Below are 18,785 nucleotides of genomic sequence, written 5' to 3'. Positions count from 1 at the left end.
TCAGAAGGCGATCGACCCCTGCACGAAGAAGGTGCGTGGTTCGCCGACGTACTTGCCGAAGTTATTGTCGTTGGAGCGGGTAAAGTAGCGCTGATCGAACAGGTTTTTTACCCCAGCGCCCAGCGTCAGGTTCGACAGCTGCGGCCCGAAGTTATATTCCCCGCGCATATTCCACACCATGTAACCGGCGATGTTGCCGAACTGGCCATCGGCGCTTTCCTGCGTGATGTACTCCGGCCCGGTGCCCGGCGAATGCTGTTTCGACTGCGCATAACCGTCCAGATTCCATACCCAGCTGCCGGTGGCGTAACGCGTGCCGACGGTATAGACCTGGCGCGAGTAGAACGGCAGATCTTTACCGGCGAAGTCGCCCTTGTCGGTGCTGGCTTTGGTGTAGGTATAGCTGGTGTAGACGCTGGCGCCGTCGAGCGCCCGATTCAGCTCGCTGAGATCGTAGCTGAGCGCCAGCTCGATGCCTTTGTGCTTGGTGGCGCCCATGTTGGTCCAGCCCACGTCGTTGCTGATGTACTGCAGCTGGTTATCGAAGTCGATGTAGAACAGCGTGGCCTCGGCCTTGACCACGGTGTCGTCGTAGCGGGTGCCGAACTCATAGGTGCGCGCTTTTTCCGCCGTCAGCCCCGGCGCCGGCTGGTTGCCGTTGCCGCCTTTGGTCAGTTGGAAATACTGCATGCTGCCGAACGAGGTGTTGGCGTTGGCGAACAGTTTCCAGGCGTCGGACAGGTGGTACATCACGTTCAATGACGGCAGCGGCTCGCTGTAGCTTTTCTCGCGGCTGATGTTGTTGAACGAATCGTCCACGTGGGTGCGAATGCTTTCATAACGCAGGCCCGGCGTGACCGTCCAGTTGCCGACGTTAATGGTGTCGTCGATATAGAACGCGTTGGCTGCGGTACCGCCGGAGGTATGCTGGTAATAGTCCGGGGTATCCGGCGTCGAGCCGATATTCGCCGGATTATACCAGGCGGAACGCGATGCTTTTTCGTCCATGGTTTCATTCAGGTAGCGGTAACCGAGGGTGATCTCGTGCGCCATATTCCAGAAGCGAAACAGCTGCGAATAGCTTGGTTCGATCGCCCAGGTTGAATAGTGGCGCGGATAGGAGACCATGCGCCGCTGGCCCGCGTTTTTGCCGGTGCCTTCCGATTCGATGTTGCTGCCGCGGTAGCTGTCGGTGAAGTAGGTCAACACTTCGAACTGCTTGTCGTCTTCCTGATGTTTGTATTTGAACGACATATCCTTGCGGCGGCCTTCGAACTGATCCCACGGCCGCGTGGACTGGAACGGGTTCTGCGCGTATTGCGCGCTGCTCAGCCCGCCCGGCATGCCGGCTTTGGCGTCGTAGTAGTGGAAATTGGCCAGCAGTTCGTCGCGATCGGTGAACGCATAACGCGTTTTCAGCATGAAATCGTCGATGTCGGTGTTGTCGTTGTTGTCGCGGTAGCCCTGGCCGTGCAGGCCGGAATAGAGCAGCTCGGCGCCGAGGCCGTTGTCTGCGGTGCCGCCCACGGAGGCGCTGGTCAGGGTCTTCAGGCCGCCGTGGCTGGCGCCCTGGGTTTGTACGCTGGCGGTGCCGCCAAACGTTTTGGGAATGTCGCGGGTAACGAAGTTGATCACGCCGCCGACGTTTTGCGGCCCGTAGCGCACCGCACCGCCGCCGCGCACCACGTCCACCGATTGCAGGTTACCGATCGATAGCGGCGCCATCGACAGCTGCGGCTGGCCGTAAGGCGCAACCGCCAGCGGGACGCCATCCATCAGAATGGTGGAGCGCGGAGAAAGACGCGATGTCAGGCCGCGCACGCCGACGTTGAGCGAAATATCGCTGCCGCCGGTGCCGTTGCTGTCGCGCACCTGCACGCCGGGCACACCGCGCAGGCTGTCGGCGATGGTTTGGTCGCCTTGCTCATGCATCTGCTGCTGGGTGACGATGGAACGCGCGCCCGGATGGTTGAGCAGCACCGAACTGGTATCAGGGTTGTCCAGCCAGTTGCCGACGACGGTCACGGTGTCGGTATCGTTCTGAGATGAGTTATCAGTAGCAAGGACAGGGAATGCGATGGCGATGGAAGCCGTCAGCAGGGAAAGCCGAAAAAGAGGTGACATAATAATGCCTTAAGAGTTTCAGACCCGGATGTGTTTTTTTAGAAAAGACAATCTTAATGATAATTATTGGCAAGTAAATAGAATTGTTACGGGATAGTTAAGTGGGTAACTAAATAATGAATGCGGGAAACAGGACCCGACTGGCGGGCCCTGCGGGAGGTTATTGTGGCGTAAGCCAGAAGACGCCGCTGTAATCCAGCGCGGTGAATTTCTGGTGCACCATTTCGATATCCGCTTGCGGATCAATATCTTTAAACAGCGCCGGGTGCAGGAATTTGGCGATCGCTTCAACCGCGATAAAGTTGAGCGGTGTGTCGTAAAATTGATGATAAATCGCCATCACGCGTTTTTCTTTCACCGCTTTCAGCACGTTAATACCGGTACGATCCAGCAGATGCGCCAGTTTCTTTTGGCTGGTGGCTATATCGGTGGTGTAACCCAGCGGTACCGCCAGCGTGCCGCGATGGCCACGGCTCCAGTCGGCACCGGTCAGCAGATAGAAATCCGGGTTGCTGCTGATCACCTGCTCGACGTTCACTTCTCCACCCATGTCTGAAAACAGCTTGCTGCCGATATTGTTGCCGCCGGCGGTATCGATGAACTGGCCGAAGCTGCCTTTGCCGAAGGTGTTGCAGCACTGTTCGCCTTTGATGCCGGCGCTGCGCTCGATGAAGACGCTGGGGCGCTGCTCCGGTTTCAGCGTGGCGACCCGCTGGCGCACCAGTTCGAGGCGTTGCTGATAGAGGCGGATAAAAGCATCGGCGTTGGGCTGCTCGTCAAACACTTTTCCCAACAGCGCCATGCTGGCGACGGTGTTGGTCAGCGGCTGCTGGCGAAAATCGATGATCAGCACCGGGATGCCGACTTTTTCCAGCTGGGTCAGCACGCCGCTGTCTTTCAATTTGCTCAGCAGGCCAATGTCGAAAATGATCAGATCCGGTTGGCGCACCACCGCGCTTTCCACGCTGAAATCACTGGTGTAGGGGTTGTCGAAGGTGGGGATCTGCATGACCTGCGGGAATTTTTTCGCGTAGGCTTCCACCAGATCCGGCGCTTTGACCTTCAGCGAGTTGTCCCAGGCGATGATGTTTTTCAGCGGCTCCTGCGGATGCAGAATATTCAGCGCCAACAGCGCACGGGCATCGGCCAGGATAACGCGTTTGGCCGGTTGCGGCAGGGTGACCTGGCGGCCGGCGACATCGGTGACGACGATCGGCGCGGCTTGAGCGGTGCCGGCCAACAGCAACACACAGGCGGCCAACCAGCGGCCGGCTTTAGCGATAAGAACAGCGGGCATGAAGATCCTTGGGTAATCGGCGAAGAACGAGAACGCAATGATAAGCGATATCCTTTCGCTTTTTGAACTCCCTTGATGCCGATAGATCATCCCTGGCCCATCAGCGGGTCGCTGACGCTGTGCTCACCGTCCTCCAGCCGCCCCGCCAGGCGTCGCAGCCAGCCGGGGCCTCGCAGCGTAAGATCATACCAGCCGCCGCTGGTGCGGGCGTCAAACGTTTGCTGGTGGCTGCCGCCCGCAGGCAGCGTAATAGGCCACGGGCCTTGCTGAGTGTAAGGGCAGAGTTCGAGGGTGACCGCTATCGCTTCGGTGCCCGGATTATTCAACTGCAGCTGCAGGCTGCGGCCCGTTGGGCGCAAACGCACTTCCGGCTGCGGCCGACTCAGGACGCCGCGCAGCTCGCGATGAAAGCCGTTGGGGCCGAGCAGCCATAGATGGTACTCATTGTCCGCCTGCCAGTCGTCGCTGACCGCCTTGCCGGCCTCGACGGTATAGCGGCGCGGGATTTGCGTCAGGTCTCGCCGGTCGTAGACGTGAAATACCGCTCCCTGCTCGCCGGTATTGAACAGGTTCAACGTCACGCGGCGCTGCTCGGTCGCGACGGTGGCCTCGACGTGCAGCTGGTAGGGCAGTGCGCGGGAAGGGCGCGCCAGGCGGCGTTGGTGCGGCAAACGCTGGTGGGCGGGCGATGGCAGCGGCACCTGCGGCAGCTGTTCCTGGCGCTGGCGCAGGCCATCGGCGGCGTGGCGGCTGGTGGCGGGCAGGCTTGGCAGCGCTTCGCCGTTAGGGTCGACAAAGTTGAACGCTGAGGTGAGATCGCCACACACCGCGCGGCGCCAGGCGCTGATGTTGGGTTCATGCACCTGAAAGCGCTTTTCCAGGAATTGCAGCACCGAGGTGTGATCGAAGACCTGCGAATTGACCCAGCCGCCGCGGCTCCAGGGCGATAGCACCAGCATCGGCACCCGCGGGCCGGGGCCGTAGATGCGGCCGTCCGGCGGCGGCTGATCCTGCGAGCCGGGCGGCGCCACGTGCTGGAAGATCTCGGTATCGAACGGCACCGTCGATTTACCGGCGAAGCTGCCGTCTTCGCGCAGCGACGGCGCGGAAGGCGAAGGCATATGATCGAAAAAGCCGTCGTTTTCGTCGTAGTTGACCAGCAGGACGGTTTTGCTCCACACCTCCGGGTTATCGGTCAGCGCGTTGAGGATCTCTTGCGTGAACCAGCTGCCCTGCACCGGGCTGGAGGGATCGGGATGTTCCGAATAGGCCGCCGGCGCGATGATCCAACTGACCTGCGGCAGTTTGCCCTGCTGCACGTCGGCACGGAATCCGGCCAGCATGGCGTCCAGATCGTTGCCGTCGGCGGCCGGCAGGGTGTTGCCGTTGCCCTTGTACAGCGGCGCGGTCGCGTTGAGCTCGTCGCGATAAGGTACGAAGGCGTTGAAGCCTTTCGGCGGCCGCGCCGGGTTGCCCACCTGAATGCTGGCGGCGCGGTATTGGCGGAAGCCCGCCAGCGGGTTGTCGGTAAAGTTGTCCGGCAGGAATTGGTACACCTTCCAGCTGACGCCGCTCGCCTCCAGCCGTTCCGGATAGGTTGTCCACTGGTAGCCGATCTCCGCCGGGCCGGGGCTGTCCCACTCGTTGACCACCACCGCCACGTCGGCGGCGGACGGGCCGTTGGTGCCGGTCCAGTGGAACAGCCGGTTGGTGTTGGTGCCGGCGTGGATAGCGCAGTGATAGGCGTCGCACAGGGTAAAGGCGTTGGCCAGTGCGAACTGGAACGGCAGCTCCTGCTGGCGGTAGTAGCCCATCGAGGCCGGCGTTTTGTAGGTGGGCCAGGCGCTCATGCGGCCGTGATCCCAGGCGGCTTGCTCATCCACCCACGAGTGCGGCGTGCCAGTGACGCGCTGTGCGTTGCCGCGTTTGCTGTCCAGATGGTAGGGCAGCACCAGCCGCTCGGCGCCCTGCTGCTGCCAGACGAAGCGATCGCCGGGCAATGGGATGGTAAAGCGATCGCTGAAGCCGCGTACACCCGGCAGGGTGCCGAAGTAGTGGTCGAAAGAGCGATTCTCCTGCATCAGGATTACCACGTGTTCGACGTCGCGCAGGGTGCCGGTGCGGTTATTGGCGGGAATGGCCAGCGCTTTGCGAATCGAGGCGGGCAACAGCGTGAAAGCCGATCCAATGGCGGCGGCCCGCAGTAGGTCTCTGCGAGAAAGGTCAGGCATGCGTCGTTAATCTCCGTCAGTGTGCTTTGAAGATAGCCGCTGACGACGATAATGGCGAAAAATAACAGGGAGATGAAAGCGAGGAAACAATGCTCCCTGGCGGGAGCATTGGGGGGTAACGCTTACTGCCTGATCAGGCGGCCGAGCGCTGGCGCCGTTTCGAAATCGCTGCGGAAGGGGTTGATGTCCAGGCCGCCACGGCGGGTGTAGCGCGCGAACACGCTGAGTTTTTCCGGGCGGCAGCTCTGCTTGATGTCGTTGAAAATGCGCTCGACGCACTGCTCGTGGAATTCGTTGTGCTGGCGGAAGGAGATCAGGTAGCGCAGCAGGCTTTCGCGATCGATTTTGCGGCCTTCATAGCGGATCACCACGCTGCCCCAGTCCGGCTGGTTGGTGACCAGGCAGTTGGATTTCAGCAGATTGGAAGACAGCGTCTCCGACACCGGTTCCCCTTGATCGGCCGCGCCGCTCAGGTACTCCGGTTTGAAGGCGAAGTCGTCGACCGCGATATCCAGATCGTCGATGTTGATGCCCGGCAGGCGATCGATCTGCGCGGGGTAACCTTCCAGCCCCGGATAGAGTTTGACGGTGACCTGGCCATTGGCCGCCTGCGACAGATCCTTCTGCATGGCGGCGCTCACCTGTTCCACGCTGTCGAAGCGCGTTTGGTTGAAGCTGTTGAGATACAGCTTGAACGATTTGGATTCGATCAGGTTGGAAGAAGAGTGCGGGAAGGTAAATTCGCCGATGCCCACCACCGGTTTGCCCTTGCCGTTGAGCCACGACAACTCGAAGGCGGTCCACAGATCGAAGCCGCTGAATGGCAGCTGCCGCTCGTCCACGCCGATCAGATCGCGGCCGCGCGCGCGCGGCAGGGCTTCGAGCAATGCGGGAGCATATTGATCCGGATAATCGGAGTTCGCGCCAAGATGGGTGATCTTATCTTGCTTTTGGATATGCATATTCATTGCCCTTTGCTTGTTCGGTATTGATGTAGCGGTTAAACAGACTGCGGGTGGCGTAGATCGGCCCGACGCCCAGTAGGGCGTAAACCACCTTGATCAGGAACTGCGACAGGATCATGGTTTTGATGATGTCCCAGCTCAGCACGTTGTAGAACGCCAGCGTACAGAACACCACGCTGTCGATGGCCGACGCCACTACGGTACTGGTGATCACGCGCACAAACAGGTAGCGGGAGTTGGTCAACTCTTTGATTTTGCAGAGCAGGTAGGAGTTGACGTTCTCGGAGATCAGATAGGCCGCCGACGAGGCCACCAGCACCGCCATGATGCTGTGCACGATGCCGTTGTAGGTCTCGCTGTACTCCCACTGCGGAATACTCGGCACCAGCGTTGTTACCCAGACCCCCAGGACGAAGGTCAGGTTGGCGATAAACGAGATGATAATCGTGCGCCGTGCCAGCCGCAACCCGTAGAATTCGTTGAGGATATCCACCAGAATGAACGTGAGCGGGTAGATGAAGATCGCCGGCGGCGTGATGAGATTCAGCACCGGGATTTGGATCGGCTTGACGCCGCACAGCGTTGAGAAAATATAAATCACGCTCAGCGCCACGGTAATAATCAGGTAGGCGTACCAGGAGCGTTCGTGGCGATCGCTGAGCTCGTAGGCGGTTTTTTGTTGGTTATCGCCATAGAGTTTGCGGTACAGCGCCTGCAGCTCGTGCCGGCTCAGATCTTCTGATATTTCGCTGTCGGCCAGCTCATTCAGCCCCATGGTAATGGTTTTGCCGGTGGCCAAAACCATGACATTGGCCGCGATGGTGCCATGCCGGGTGAAGCCCAACAGCTTGAACTTCTGATTCGGTTCCATTTATAACCTTTCTCCAACGATGTAACCCAGGAATTGCACGGTGTCCTGAGGGCGTTTGTCCATGCTTTCGCTGTCTTTGTCGTCAACCACAAAGAAGCCGCGTTTTCCCGAGTGATACAGCAAAGGTGAATCGCAAATCAGTACCGGCGGCCTTTTGATGATGATGACCTCGCCGGGAATAAATGACCCTTTAATTTCGGTCTCTATTTTTATTGCCAACATGTTCGACTCATCGCCGAAGAAATAAGTCAGAGGAAACTCGGTGACCAACTGCCCGATCTTGCGCTGCGAGACGGCCAGATAGCGCGACTGGGGGATCACCGGAATGGCGGAAGGGTTCTTGTTGCCTTCGGTGGACAGCGTTTCGTTGAGCAGCTCCAGTTTTTCCAGATCGTAGTCTTCGATCTCTTCACAGGAGACACCGAAGAAGTCGGAGATCCGATTCACGGTGGATTGCTGAACGTTGTTCACTCTTCCGTCAAGAATTTTGTAGAGGGTAGTGCGCGTCAGGCCGCTGCGATTGGAAAAGGAAGCCTTGGTTTCACCGCGGGTACGCATCAGATATTCAATATTTTTAATGATGTTGATTTTGCGCTGTGCGTTGGTGGTTTTCATTGGCTGTCCTTACAAACATTACGCAGGCTTCACTATATCTTACGCATTGGCGTTGTCCAGATAAAAAGGCGCAGACGAGCGGGTAACGAACTGATTATTAGCGGTAATTATTGTTTACCGTCAGCCGTTTAGCGCAGTGATGTCAGCGGGGGTAGCCTGCTTCCTCTGCGAGAAAGATAAAGCCGTGCAAATCAATTGATTAGGTTTTACTTATAGAAAAGTGAACACAAAAGCCGGTTTTATGTTTACTTTTATGTTGACCAAAGCCGATTTCATGGGCTACTGTTCATGCAAGCTGAAGTTTTTCTTTACGATCAAAATACGGAAGCCGACAGTTTTTATAATAAAAAGCTCAGAGGGGGCATTGCCACACTCTGAGCATAAATGGATAGCTTGCTACCGACACCAGGGACCCTAAACACCACGGCCGTTTGTCTGCGCGATCGGCCCCATCTTTTGCATTGAATCCCCTTTTCGAGCGTCAAACACTCCCCCGATACCGGAGGAGTGCATTACCGCGTGCGCGAAAATCAGAGAGACTTCTGCGAGGCCAGCGGTTTTTGCGCCCGACTGAAGGCCAGTTTAAGCACCCAATACAGCAGGCTGGCCGCTACCAGGGAATTGATGGTCGGTACGCCCCATTCGGTCGCCAGGCCAACGGCGCCGCCGGCGATGCTGGCGACGATCGCCGCCCAGCCGATGGTTGGCGTTTCGTTCGGCAACTGGCCCATGCGGCGGCTCTCGTCCAGGATCTTGCGGTGGCTGCGCAGCAGGTAATAGTCCACCAACATGATGCCGATAATCGGCGGGAAGACCACGCCAAGCACCGTCAGGAAGTCGACGAAGCGGTCGAGAATGCCCAGCACCGACAGCGTAGTGCCCAGAATCCCGATCACCAACGTGGTGTAGGTGTACTTCAGCTTTTTGCCGGTGATGCCTTCCACCGCGTTGACGATGCCCAGCGAAGAGGAATACAGGTTGAGATCGTTGACGCGCAGGGTGGAGAACACCACTACCAGCAAACCGGCGCCGCCGGCCGCTTGTGACATGATGGTGACTACATCCGCGGTGCCCAGGGTTTTGGCGATCAGGATCGCCAGGCCGTTTACCACGAACTCGCCGGCGATGATGGTGAAGAGCGTGACGCCGAGCACGTGCTTGCCGTTTTTGGAGTAACGGGTCAGATCGGGGGTCATCAGGCTGGCCACGATGGCGCCGCCGACGACGATGGTGATGCCGGCGCTGATGGTCAGCGGTTCACCCGGCGGCGCCAGCTGGATGATCTCCTGCAGGTTATGCCCGGAAAGCGCGGTCACTGAAATAAAGGCCACCAGCATGATGAACATCGGCACCGCGATACGTGCGGCGATGCGCAGCGCCTTGAAACCGAATGCCACCAGGATAGTCAACAGCGTGCCCGAGAGCCCGGCGGCCAAGCCAAAGCCCAGCTTATTGCCGAGCGCGAAGTCGAGCGACTTGGCGAAAATGGCGTTCTGAATGCCGAACCATCCCAGCAGGCTGACGGCCACCACCACGCCGATCAGCACCGAGCCCAGACGGCCGAAGCCGCACCAGCGCGCCAGCAGGCTGCCGGAAATGCCTTCACGCATGCCCGCCAGCCCCAGGCCGTAGGTCACCACGCCGAAGATCAGGCTGCCGACGAAAATGGCGGTGAAAGCGTCAATCAGCGTCATGGAGTTGCCGAGTACGGCGCCGAGCATGAACTGGTCCAGCGCGGTCAACATGCCCATATGCACGATGGCCACGCTTAAAAACGAGACTCTTTTATCCTGCGGCACCCGGGTGAGCGGATAATCTTCGATCTTTATCACGGTGAGATCTTCCTTGCGGTTCAAATAAACTGAATGCCTTTGGTTATCAGGCGATCGGGAATGTAGTTATCCAGATTGGCGTATTTGCAGTATTCCTCAAATTGTTGCTGAGTATGCACGTTGGCCTTCTGGTAAATGTTATAAATGCGGTTTTCGATGGTCTTATTGCTGACGTTATAGATTTTTGCGATCTCTTTTACCGTAAATCGTTGCAGCATAAGAAAAATGACATCGAGTTCGGCACGGGTGAACAGCTCGTTATTGACTTCGGTGGTCAACACGCTGGGTTTTTGCTGATTGATGTATTTCAGCGGTGACAGGCTGTTCATCGGCTTGGCGTTCCAGATCACGCCAATCACCTGTTTGTCATCGTTGTACACCGGTAGCTTTTCGCTGATAAACGGCGTCAGGCTGTCTTTGCCGTACCAGTAGTGGGTTTCTATGACCGTGACCCGATCGCGCGCTGCTTCGGTCATCTTGTCATGCTCGATAAAGTCGGCGGCGGAGTCGGCCCAGTCGGCGGGGAATTCGTGGTCATATTTGCCGGCGACGTCGAAATTCAGCGGCGTATTGGTATAGAGATAAGCGGCACGGTTCATATAGAGGTGGCGGGACAGCTGGTCTTTGATGCCCCAGGGCTCGCTCAGGTGCTCCATCATGGTGATGAGGCCCTTAAAATAAGATTCATTATTTTTATGCGATGAATCCATACCTACCTCTGCGCCGCTCAGGCCGCGTTACAGGCTTTTAGCCAGGTAATGGCGGGTGTGGCGATGCGCGTAGTCGCCCAGCTCGCCGTAGACCCGGTAGCCCAGTTTTTCGTAGAAGCCTCGGGCCTGGAAATCGAAAGTATCGACATAGGCCATATGGCAACCGCGCTTGCGGGCTTCTTCTTCGGCCAGTTGCATCAGCTGGCGGCCGTAACCGCTTTTGCGACATTGATCGCCGACCCACAGATACTGCACTTCCAGGCCGCCCCACCAGGTGCGTGCGACCAGGCCACCGACGATCTGCTGGTTGTCGTCAGTGACGGTCAGGAACAGTGGGTGAATGTCTACGGGCTGGGTTTTATGGTTGTGAGCCCAGAGGCTGTCGATAACGAACTCTTCATCCTGCGGGTTGGGTTTGTCGGTGATATTAATATTCATTTTTAATATAATTCCCTGATTTAATTATTCAAAACTGAACTAGGCGCTTTCGCCCTAACCGCTTCTAATATCACTTTCATTAATGTATTTCAAGGGTGGTTTTCACCCTTTTCCGCCAGGTGAGAGGCCGCTTATAGTAGGTGCCACAGGGAGAAGAAAATAGTGAAACAGGCGGTATTAAAACGCTGAAATGCCCTGCTAACACCATCTTTTCCTACTTGCGCCTCACCAGGGCCCCACCGGGAAAACTGCAGTACTGTATGGCTCCACCGGATAGAGCAAGCTCACTTGCCGACGGGGGAGCCACTTTGTTTTTTGACGCCCCCACCCGCCATTCTCTGTCTCAGATAGTAAACACTCTTCTTATCAGAAGATATGCGCCGCAGATGAAAATATGGCCGATAGCTTCTGATCCGCTGATTTAGTCCTCTGCAATGACGCTGCCCAGCGCCGGCTCGATGGCCGCACCCAGCATGGCGCCGTGTCCCAGGGCAGGCCATTCGCGATAGCCGACGGTGAGACCGTCGAGCTGTGCCAGGTGTTCGGCCAATAAACGCGTTGCGTCCGCCGGCAGAGCGGGGCTCTTCACGCCGGGCGGGGCAGCCCGATCGCGTTCTGCCAGGCCAACCCACAGTTGCAACCTGGCCGCCGGCGCCGCGCGCCGTTCTGTCATCTGCTGTGCTTCTTGCAGGATCATGCCGTCGCCCCACCACAGCGAGGGTTCCACGGCGATGTAGCGCTGAAAGGCGGTGGGATGGGTGAACAACGTATGCAGAACGAAGAGCCCGCCGTAGGAGTGCCCCCACAGCGTTTGCCGCTGAGGATCGACCGCCAGTTTGGCGGCGATCGCCGGTTTGATCTGGGTCTCAATCAATTGCAGGAACGCATCCGCGCCCCCGACGGCCCGCGGCGGTTTCTTCATGCCTGCCGGCAGAGGGAGCGTATAGTCGTAGGTGCGGCCGGCGGCATCGATGCGCAGATCGTTGTCATAGCCGATCATCACCAGCACCGGTGGCCGCTTCGTTGCTGCCAATTTGGCCAGTAAGGCGGCGTTCAACTCCATCAGCACCGCATTGCCGTCGAGGAAATAAACCGTTGGATAGCCGTCTGGCACAGGCGCCTGACGCGGTTGGGCGATGCGAACACGATAATGCCGTTGGCCATCGGCGGAGGTGAATCGCAGATCGCTGAAGCGGTAATCCGCAGTATCGCTATCGGCTACGGTAGTGCCGATCTTGCGTTCCAAATCGGGCCTGGCCATCACGGAGCCCGGCAGCCAAAGGCCGATGGCGAGCGCCAGAAGCGCGGAGATAAAATGCCGGTTGGACAATAACATGCGGATCAACATCCTCGAAAAAGGCCGATAGTAGCATCCGTTCGCGCCCGGTAAAAACCTACCTTTAGGGCGGGCATTCCGGTCGCGAAGCGCTGCCAGCCGTTGCTTTGCCAGGTTAATAGCAACTCATTGTTATTATTGGTAAGTCAGGAATAAGAGGGATTACAATTAATTAGAAATGGTTATGGTTTTTATGGAGGGGGAAATGGTGAAGGTAGGTAAAAACACACGGTTATCAACGATTTTTAGCGAAAAAAGCCCTATAAAATAGGGCAAAGACACACAACAACACCAGGGAAACTTTCCTGTATCTTATATTATAGCTTCCTATACATATAGAACATTTTATTATAAATATGTAAGTGATTCTTATTAATCATTTAATACCATTGTTTTTCAAATGGTTATGTGATCTGACTGGCGTATTGCACTTGGGTCGGGTGTGGGCTGCCAGGGATAGGCAGCAGAGATTTTGCTGTAACGGTGGCATGAACAGGCGAGGTCATCGGCCCGATATCCCTCAGGGCAATACCGGCCCGCGGGCTGCAAAAAGGCCGGCCGGTATTTATCCTCAGGCGCAGCCGATCTTCACTGTGGGATGTGGGACCAGGTGAAAATCAGTGCTGTTGCAACGTCAACATCTCGCCAAGCAAAACATCGGTTGGCGGCAGAATATCCGTATCCAGCCCGGCGGATGGGGTAAAGGTCAATTCGCCGAAAATGATCTGGCCTTTGGAGATGTAGAAATCAACGCGAACAAACTCGAAGGGCGCGGACAAGCGTGAGGCGTACTCAAACAGCTCATCGTAGCCTTCTGGCTTCACGAAGGCGTCTATTTCTTCCTGGCTCAAGGCCAGGCAGTCATCGCTGTAGCACAGAAACTTGAAATCTTTGTCAAAGAAGTAATACTTCGGCGACCCGGTTTCTCTGCCGACACACAGCAACGTGCAGTAAGGTACACCGCGGAAACAATAGATTTTATAGTCTTCAGGTCCGTGACCATTGGCCGATTCGATATATTTCTCCCCAATGATCTTTTTTTGTATCCCTTTGTAGTTGAGCTCTACATAAGTTTTCCAATAATCGTCTTTCATCCAACCGTCGATCAATTTTTTTGCGCTCTTGATATTCAGCAATTTTTTATTCTGGCAAATCAGGTTATACCCGGAACCGTGATTCCCTTTGATCACAAACTTATCCGGCAATGCGTCCCACGGAATATCGTTTACTGAATCACAGGCAAAGTACAATTCATTAAGGATCTCTTCGCACCCTTGATCTTTGATGTACTGTCTTACCGCATATTTATCTGCACACTGCTTCACCAACGCATTGTGACTATAGCCATTCAATTTCAGGTGATTGATCTTTTCATTCCAGGTGGACGGCGCCTGCAAGTTTAACGGTTTGCCAAATGCTTTTTTGTAGAGCAATCTGGCCTTGAATTCGGGGGCCAATACGGCCAGCTGCTTCGTAATAAATTTAATGACTTGTCTTTTCATATACGTAATTCCATCAAAGCGTAGTGACAATGATTAAGTCGTTCTTGTATTTAAAACGCGGGTGGTGCGCTTTCACTGCGCCATTGAATGGCTGTCGGCGTTGTTCCCAGATCAAATGGCTTGTGGTCTAACGCCCGATTAAGAATGCGAGCCGACCGCCATGCCATCAGGCTCAACTGCGGATCGGCAATGCCGTGATTGTGCATACTGGCGTTCATGGCGAATAAGCAGTTCTCCGCCGGGCCTTCCCACTCAAAGGTAAAGTCTGGGGCGATGCGGTATTCGCCCTCCGCAGTGGTTAGTAAGCGGTGGGCCAAAGGTTCAAGGAACTCTGGCGTGGCCGATTGATAACCGGTGGCAAAGATCACCACGTCCGCCTTGAAGGCTTCTTCGCCGTGATCGAGATGATGACGCGTTTCGAGTTGGTAGGCGTTATCCAGCGTGTGTTTCACGGCCGTCAGCGAACGGCTGGGCAGCAGGCGCACCCATAATTTCTCGCGCAGGACGTCGAAGCGGTGGTACATGGCGCGATAAATCGCTAGCAGCGACTCACTGGTGATGCCGTCTGAGGTCATTTTCTGTTCGGCCAGCATATGCCGTTTGGCCGCGCTATCCAGTGAGTAAAAGCTCTCGACGTAATCGGGCGTGAAGTATTCGTTGGCAAAGGCCGCTTCATCGAGCGCATTATAGTTGTTGCGGCGCGATATCCAGTCGAGCTGCTCCGGTTGCCCCCATTCCCCTTTAAAAATATTGAGGAACAGGTCTGCGCCGCTCTGGCCGCCACCGACGATCGCCACGCGTTTGCCGGTCAGATCGGGGTTGCGCAGCATCATTTCGCTGGCGTGGAAACAGCGATCGCTTTGCGTCGTCACGCAATCAGGCAGCTTTATTTTCTTGCCAATACCGATACTTACGTGCCTGGCGTGGAAGACCTTATTCGAGGTGGTCACCACGAACTGGCGCTGCCGATCGTCAAATTCGACCCGCTGAACGTCTTGATTGAATGCCAATGATCCCATCCCGGCGGCGGCCCAGGTGAGGTAATCGGCGAACTCTTCGCGCGATGCGGTGCGCTGCTCCGTCGTCAGGAAACGATAAAATTTTCTGTTTTTTACCAGATAGTTGAGAAAGCTGTAGCGATTGGTTGGGGCAACCGCGCTCACTAAATCTTTTAAAAAGTTGGTCTGCATACTGCAGTCCGCCAGGATCATCCCTGGGTGCCAGGAGAAATGAGGTTTGCGTTCAAGGAATTGTCCCGTAAATCCCTCTATTTCACTTCCTAAGGCTGCCAGGCTAAGATTCGACGGGCCAAGGCCAATACCGATGATATCCAAATGCTGATTCATTAATAAGCTCCAGTATAATGAGAATAATACCCAGAAATACGGCCGCAGATAGGGTGGCTTATAGCAACCAGGCTGCCTTTTTCTTATAAGTAAGCTTCACGAATTAAATGTAATTAAACGGTGTGCAGGCCAAAAATACCGCACTTTTAAATGCCCGTTTAGAATTCGGTAGCGCATTAGGTAAAGGCTACGGGTGTATTTCTTTCCATGAAAATTCCTATGAAGGTTTTGCGCGTGTATTTAATGAATATTCCTAAGTAAAAATCCGATCTCTCCCTGATTCATCAAGCCATGAAAACGGCCACCAGGGAGGATGCCCACCGTATGAGTTCTTATCTGCTTATCTGGTGTCTATGCCATTGCATTGCCGGGATCGGTGTATTCGTTGCTTAGAATAGCCTTAAAATAGGCACGGGGAAGGTGAAATAACGTGATATTAGAGGCAGGATGCTTTTTGCAAAGATGAAATCGGAAGTGAAATTATGAAATCTGCGCGTTGTGATTTGGTTTTTATCATTAAATTCAATGTGTTATTTTGTTTTTTGCGGCAGGGTATCACACTCTTTCACTAAGGTGATACGCACACTTCTGTACCTTTATCTCTTCTTGTTGCCCCCCGAATGGCAATATTTTACCCCGAGTTGCATCACCCTATGGGCGCGGATGGTTCGCGTTAACTACCGGTGTTAGGGTTCGTTTAATTAATGCCGGGCAAAGGCTGGCCGGAGAGGACGCTTGCTCGAGGCGAGTGTGAAAAACCTGGCCACGCTGGCGCAACGGTTGAATCCGATCCGGCAATCTGCCTTGTCATCATCATTGACCATTCTTACCGACAATAAAAATCTTTTGGTCAGCTCGAGGCATTTTTGCCCCCTGGACTGAATGGCTACCGTTGCGCCACAAGCGTGAAGACCTGCCAGGTTGATCAATCACGGGAGCTTCAAATTGCTGAGATAGTCATACTGGGCTTTCGAAATGTCCAGTTCCCCATCGCTGAAAAAAACTTTTATAAACATATCGCCCTGGCCGACGATATCTACACGCTCGTAGGTTCCCGTTACAAAACGGCGCACGATGGCCTGAATGGCCTCGGCATAGTTAGCAGGAACTGCATTATTATCCGTGACTTTTTGTTCAAATGTAATAGGGTACTCTGCTTGAGGATCGGGGCTGTATTGTGCGCGTTTGGCTGCGCTTTCAAACTTGAAATCATTAAAGGCATTGTGGGTAGAGTTAAACATATCGGCAAGGTTTTTGATATGCGCCGCCATCTGATTCACGACCATGGTTTTATTGGTCACGAAGCGTTTACCCAAATAAGTGCCTGTCACTACAGCGAGCTGGGCGGCATTTCGGCCTAAAATGCTGCCAACGCCAGAACCGGCTCCCGTCCATAATCCCGCGATCAAAACCAGACCGGCCCCGCCTACGGTACTCGATGCGATATTCTCAAAATGCTGAACACGGGCTCCCATTTGCCATGAGGTTCCGGGAAAAGAGACATTAATTCGGTTATCCAGGTGATTAATTCTTCCGCCTGGTCGTTGTCCTGACTCAATAGTATTGGCTGTCAACCGGCGGTTGTTTTCATCTTTGAGTTCACCCAGCGTAAACGCGATCTGGCCGGTCTCCGTTTTTGTTAATCGAAAGACTTCTTCTGGTGACAGAGACCTGACGAGGATCAGCGCCTCATTTAAAATCTCGCGGGTCAAAAAGTTGGCTGACACCCGATTATTCGATTCGTGTTGCGATGTCAGAGCTAGAATTTCATGTGACTTAGGAAATGCCATAACGCCCCCGTCATTACGATATGCACCGTAATATGATTAGCTTTCTTTATTTTGCTTAATATCCCAGCCCATCTGCACCGAAGCCCCTTTATTACCTTGCTTCGCTTGCTCCCAGTATTCCATCGACACTTTACCGGCCTGAAAAGAGTACTCAATGCCTAGCGTGGAACCGTGCTCGACACCGATGAAGTCGGTATGAGTCACCAATACATCTTCCAGGGTAATGCGGGTATATTCCACTTCCTGCCCACCGGCTTTGCAAAGAGACAACTGCACCTTGGCGAGATGTTTACCGGCCGAGCAGTATTTCAATAAGGCAGGTGTCGCTTTATCTATCAGAGCCTGTACGGTCAGATCGCGAAAGTTCACTTTACCCGCACCGCCGCCGCCGCCAACGGCCATATTGCCAGGCTGTCGCGCTCCCCAGTTAAAGGAAAAGACATCGATCCATTGCTTGTGATTCGCATTTTTCGATTCACCATTAATGCCTTCAACTTTTAAAAACATATCCATTGCCATGATTTTATCACCCGATCATTAACGTATTGTTAGGTGCCAGAATGCGCTTAGCTCTCTTTATTCTGCTTGATATCCCAACCAGATTTGCTTTCCGCGCCTTTAGTGCCGCTGCTGCCTTGTTCCCAGTAACTCATGGTGACTTTTGACGCCTGGAAGGCGTAATCAACCACGATCGCATCATTTTGGCCTACACCGTTAAAATCAGTTTGCGTCACCAGAACGTCTTCGAGAACGATTTTGGAATACTCCACCTGGTTGCCGCCCGCTTTGCATACGGAAAGCTCGATTTTCGCGACATGTTTTCCACTGGAACAATATTTGAGAATAGCGGGCGTAGATTTGTCGATAAGGGCTTGAATACGGAGGTCTTGATAATTCACTTTTCCGGAGCCACCCCCGCCGCCAACAGCCATATTTCCTGGCTGTGAAGCGCCCCAGTTAAACGAAAGTACGTCGGTCCATCCTTTATGATTGCTGTCTTGGGACTCGCCCGTCATTCCTTCAACTTTCATATACATATCAATGGCCATTGTCGCCGGATCCTCCATTATTTCGTGTTGGCAGCGGAATAGGTTAAAAATGCCTTATCAATGGGTAAAATTCAGCATAGCCCTATATGAATGAATTGACAGTAATGTCGTTTTTATTCGGAATGTTCCTAGTTTTTGTGCGATATATTATTATTTAACAATGGGGTGCGGTTATATGTTCGTAACTGTATCCCATCACCGTTCGACAATAAAACACTCAATAAACACGGAATATGAGCGCGTTCGTTTGACGTTCGGATAGTCGGGGATTAGGGGCGCTCTTTCGAGAGAGTCCACCTGTAATGCGAAGTTACACCCCATAGGATGAAGCGATGGCGCTTCAGCGCTGGCCCGCAGGGTGAGGCCGTAAGATCGAATAATCGAACGCAGTTCGATGGAGAGTCCGTACTCCAGAAAGCGAAAAACCCGCCATAGGCGGGTTCTTCTGAATAGGGCGACCGGACTCGGACAACCGGCGCTGGCGCCGTGTTGAACAGCGCTTCAGTGCTGGCCCGCAGGGTGAGGCCTTTAGGCCGAATAATCGAACGCAGTTCGATGGAGAGTCCGTACTCCAGAAAGCGAAAAACCCGCCATAGGCGGGTTCTTCTGAATAGGGCGACCGGACTCGGACAACCGGCGCTGGCGCCGTGTTGAACAACGCTTTAGCGCTGGCCCGCAG

The 18,785-nt window shown here is 54.9% G+C and carries 15 protein-coding genes; all 15 read right to left on the bottom strand.

Annotated elements, in window-relative coordinates; all coding sequences use genetic code 11:
- The gene (locus ACMGGW_RS19490; protein ID WP_089181349.1) at positions 1–2,124 is read right to left on the bottom strand and encodes a TonB-dependent receptor family protein; all 2,124 of its coding nucleotides are present in this window, start codon (positions 2,122–2,124) and stop codon (positions 1–3) included.
- Positions 2,125–2,284: 160 nt separating this feature from the next.
- On the bottom strand, positions 2,285–3,421 hold the full coding sequence (locus ACMGGW_RS19485) for an ABC transporter substrate-binding protein (RefSeq protein ID WP_099816624.1): 1,137 nt from the start codon (positions 3,419–3,421) through the stop codon (positions 2,285–2,287).
- 86 nt (positions 3,422–3,507) lie between these two features.
- Positions 3,508–5,652: a phosphocholine-specific phospholipase C gene (locus ACMGGW_RS19480; RefSeq protein WP_197832254.1), complete on the bottom strand. Its 2,145-nt coding sequence runs from the start codon at positions 5,650–5,652 to the stop codon at positions 3,508–3,510.
- Between the two features lie 122 nt (positions 5,653–5,774).
- Positions 5,775–6,614: an NADPH-dependent 7-cyano-7-deazaguanine reductase QueF gene (queF, locus tag ACMGGW_RS19475; RefSeq protein ID WP_141999303.1), complete on the bottom strand. Its 840-nt coding sequence runs from the start codon at positions 6,612–6,614 to the stop codon at positions 5,775–5,777.
- Positions 6,592–7,488 carry a queuosine precursor transporter gene (locus ACMGGW_RS19470; RefSeq protein WP_004937338.1) on the bottom strand — a complete coding sequence of 299 codons (897 nt, stop codon included), beginning with the start codon at positions 7,486–7,488 and terminating at the stop codon, positions 6,592–6,594. The genes queF and ACMGGW_RS19470 overlap by 23 nt, the downstream gene beginning before the upstream one ends.
- Complete coding sequence (locus ACMGGW_RS19465) at positions 7,489–8,103, bottom strand: helix-turn-helix domain-containing protein (RefSeq protein WP_089196268.1); 615 nt, start codon at positions 8,101–8,103, stop codon at positions 7,489–7,491.
- A gap of 530 nt (positions 8,104–8,633) precedes the next feature.
- Positions 8,634–9,935 carry a cytosine permease gene (locus tag ACMGGW_RS19460; RefSeq protein ID WP_060434746.1) on the bottom strand — a complete coding sequence of 434 codons (1,302 nt, stop codon included), beginning with the start codon at positions 9,933–9,935 and terminating at the stop codon, positions 8,634–8,636.
- Between the two features lie 20 nt (positions 9,936–9,955).
- On the bottom strand, positions 9,956–10,645 hold the full coding sequence (locus ACMGGW_RS19455; RefSeq protein WP_025304266.1) for a helix-turn-helix transcriptional regulator: 690 nt from the start codon (positions 10,643–10,645) through the stop codon (positions 9,956–9,958).
- 27 nt (positions 10,646–10,672) lie between these two features.
- Entirely contained in the window at positions 10,673–11,083 is a 411-nt protein-coding gene (locus ACMGGW_RS19450; protein WP_019453029.1) for a GNAT family N-acetyltransferase, read from the bottom strand.
- Positions 11,084–11,504: 421 nt separating this feature from the next.
- Positions 11,505–12,419: an alpha/beta hydrolase gene (locus ACMGGW_RS19445; RefSeq protein WP_025304265.1), complete on the bottom strand. Its 915-nt coding sequence runs from the start codon at positions 12,417–12,419 to the stop codon at positions 11,505–11,507.
- A 617-nt stretch (positions 12,420–13,036) separates the two neighbouring features.
- Positions 13,037–13,921: an ATP-grasp fold amidoligase family protein gene (locus tag ACMGGW_RS19440; RefSeq protein ID WP_043142145.1), complete on the bottom strand. Its 885-nt coding sequence runs from the start codon at positions 13,919–13,921 to the stop codon at positions 13,037–13,039.
- Positions 13,922–13,971: 50 nt separating this feature from the next.
- Positions 13,972–15,267, bottom strand: coding sequence for a lysine N(6)-hydroxylase/L-ornithine N(5)-oxygenase family protein (locus tag ACMGGW_RS19435; RefSeq protein ID WP_025304263.1), 1,296 nt, complete (start codon positions 15,265–15,267; stop codon positions 13,972–13,974).
- 929 nt (positions 15,268–16,196) lie between these two features.
- Positions 16,197–17,057, bottom strand: coding sequence for a hypothetical protein (locus tag ACMGGW_RS19430; RefSeq protein ID WP_230201426.1), 861 nt, complete (start codon positions 17,055–17,057; stop codon positions 16,197–16,199).
- 36 nt (positions 17,058–17,093) lie between these two features.
- Positions 17,094–17,576, bottom strand: a complete 483-nt coding sequence (locus tag ACMGGW_RS19425; RefSeq protein WP_025304261.1) for an Hcp family type VI secretion system effector — start codon at positions 17,574–17,576, stop codon at positions 17,094–17,096.
- Positions 17,577–17,623: 47 nt separating this feature from the next.
- A complete protein-coding gene (locus ACMGGW_RS19420; RefSeq protein WP_025304260.1) occupies positions 17,624–18,106 on the bottom strand; it encodes an Hcp family type VI secretion system effector in 483 nt (160 codons plus the stop codon).
- Positions 18,107–18,785 lie beyond the last annotated feature (679 nt).

Source organism: Serratia sp. BNK-4 (assembly GCF_048685115.1).
Lineage (GTDB): Bacteria > Pseudomonadota > Gammaproteobacteria > Enterobacterales > Enterobacteriaceae > Serratia > Serratia bockelmannii.
The sequence above is the reverse complement of the archived record's forward strand: the minus strand, read 5'-3'. Positions and strand labels throughout refer to the sequence as shown.

What these genes read in the sequence shown, in the direction of transcription:
- ACMGGW_RS19490 (WP_089181349.1), bottom strand. Translation starts at nt 2,124, where the DNA reads ATGTCACCTCTTTTTCGGCTTTCCCTGCTGACGGCTTCCATCGCCATC.
- ACMGGW_RS19485 (WP_099816624.1), bottom strand. Translation starts at nt 3,421, where the DNA reads ATGCCCGCTGTTCTTATCGCTAAAGCCGGCCGCTGGTTGGCCGCCTGT.
- ACMGGW_RS19480 (WP_197832254.1), bottom strand. Translation starts at nt 5,652, where the DNA reads ATGCCTGACCTTTCTCGCAGAGACCTACTGCGGGCCGCCGCCATTGGA.
- queF (WP_141999303.1), bottom strand. Translation starts at nt 6,614, where the DNA reads ATGCATATCCAAAAGCAAGATAAGATCACCCATCTTGGCGCGAACTCC.
- ACMGGW_RS19470 (WP_004937338.1), bottom strand. Translation starts at nt 7,488, where the DNA reads ATGGAACCGAATCAGAAGTTCAAGCTGTTGGGCTTCACCCGGCATGGC.
- ACMGGW_RS19465 (WP_089196268.1), bottom strand. Translation starts at nt 8,103, where the DNA reads ATGAAAACCACCAACGCACAGCGCAAAATCAACATCATTAAAAATATT.
- ACMGGW_RS19455 (WP_025304266.1), bottom strand. Translation starts at nt 10,645, where the DNA reads ATGGATTCATCGCATAAAAATAATGAATCTTATTTTAAGGGCCTCATC.
- ACMGGW_RS19450 (WP_019453029.1), bottom strand. Translation starts at nt 11,083, where the DNA reads ATGAATATTAATATCACCGACAAACCCAACCCGCAGGATGAAGAGTTC.
- ACMGGW_RS19445 (WP_025304265.1), bottom strand. Translation starts at nt 12,419, where the DNA reads ATGTTATTGTCCAACCGGCATTTTATCTCCGCGCTTCTGGCGCTCGCC.
- ACMGGW_RS19440 (WP_043142145.1), bottom strand. Translation starts at nt 13,921, where the DNA reads ATGAAAAGACAAGTCATTAAATTTATTACGAAGCAGCTGGCCGTATTG.
- ACMGGW_RS19435 (WP_025304263.1), bottom strand. Translation starts at nt 15,267, where the DNA reads ATGAATCAGCATTTGGATATCATCGGTATTGGCCTTGGCCCGTCGAAT.
- ACMGGW_RS19430 (WP_230201426.1), bottom strand. Translation starts at nt 17,057, where the DNA reads ATGGCATTTCCTAAGTCACATGAAATTCTAGCTCTGACATCGCAACAC.
- ACMGGW_RS19425 (WP_025304261.1), bottom strand. Translation starts at nt 17,576, where the DNA reads ATGGCAATGGATATGTTTTTAAAAGTTGAAGGCATTAATGGTGAATCG.
- ACMGGW_RS19420 (WP_025304260.1), bottom strand. Translation starts at nt 18,106, where the DNA reads ATGGCCATTGATATGTATATGAAAGTTGAAGGAATGACGGGCGAGTCC.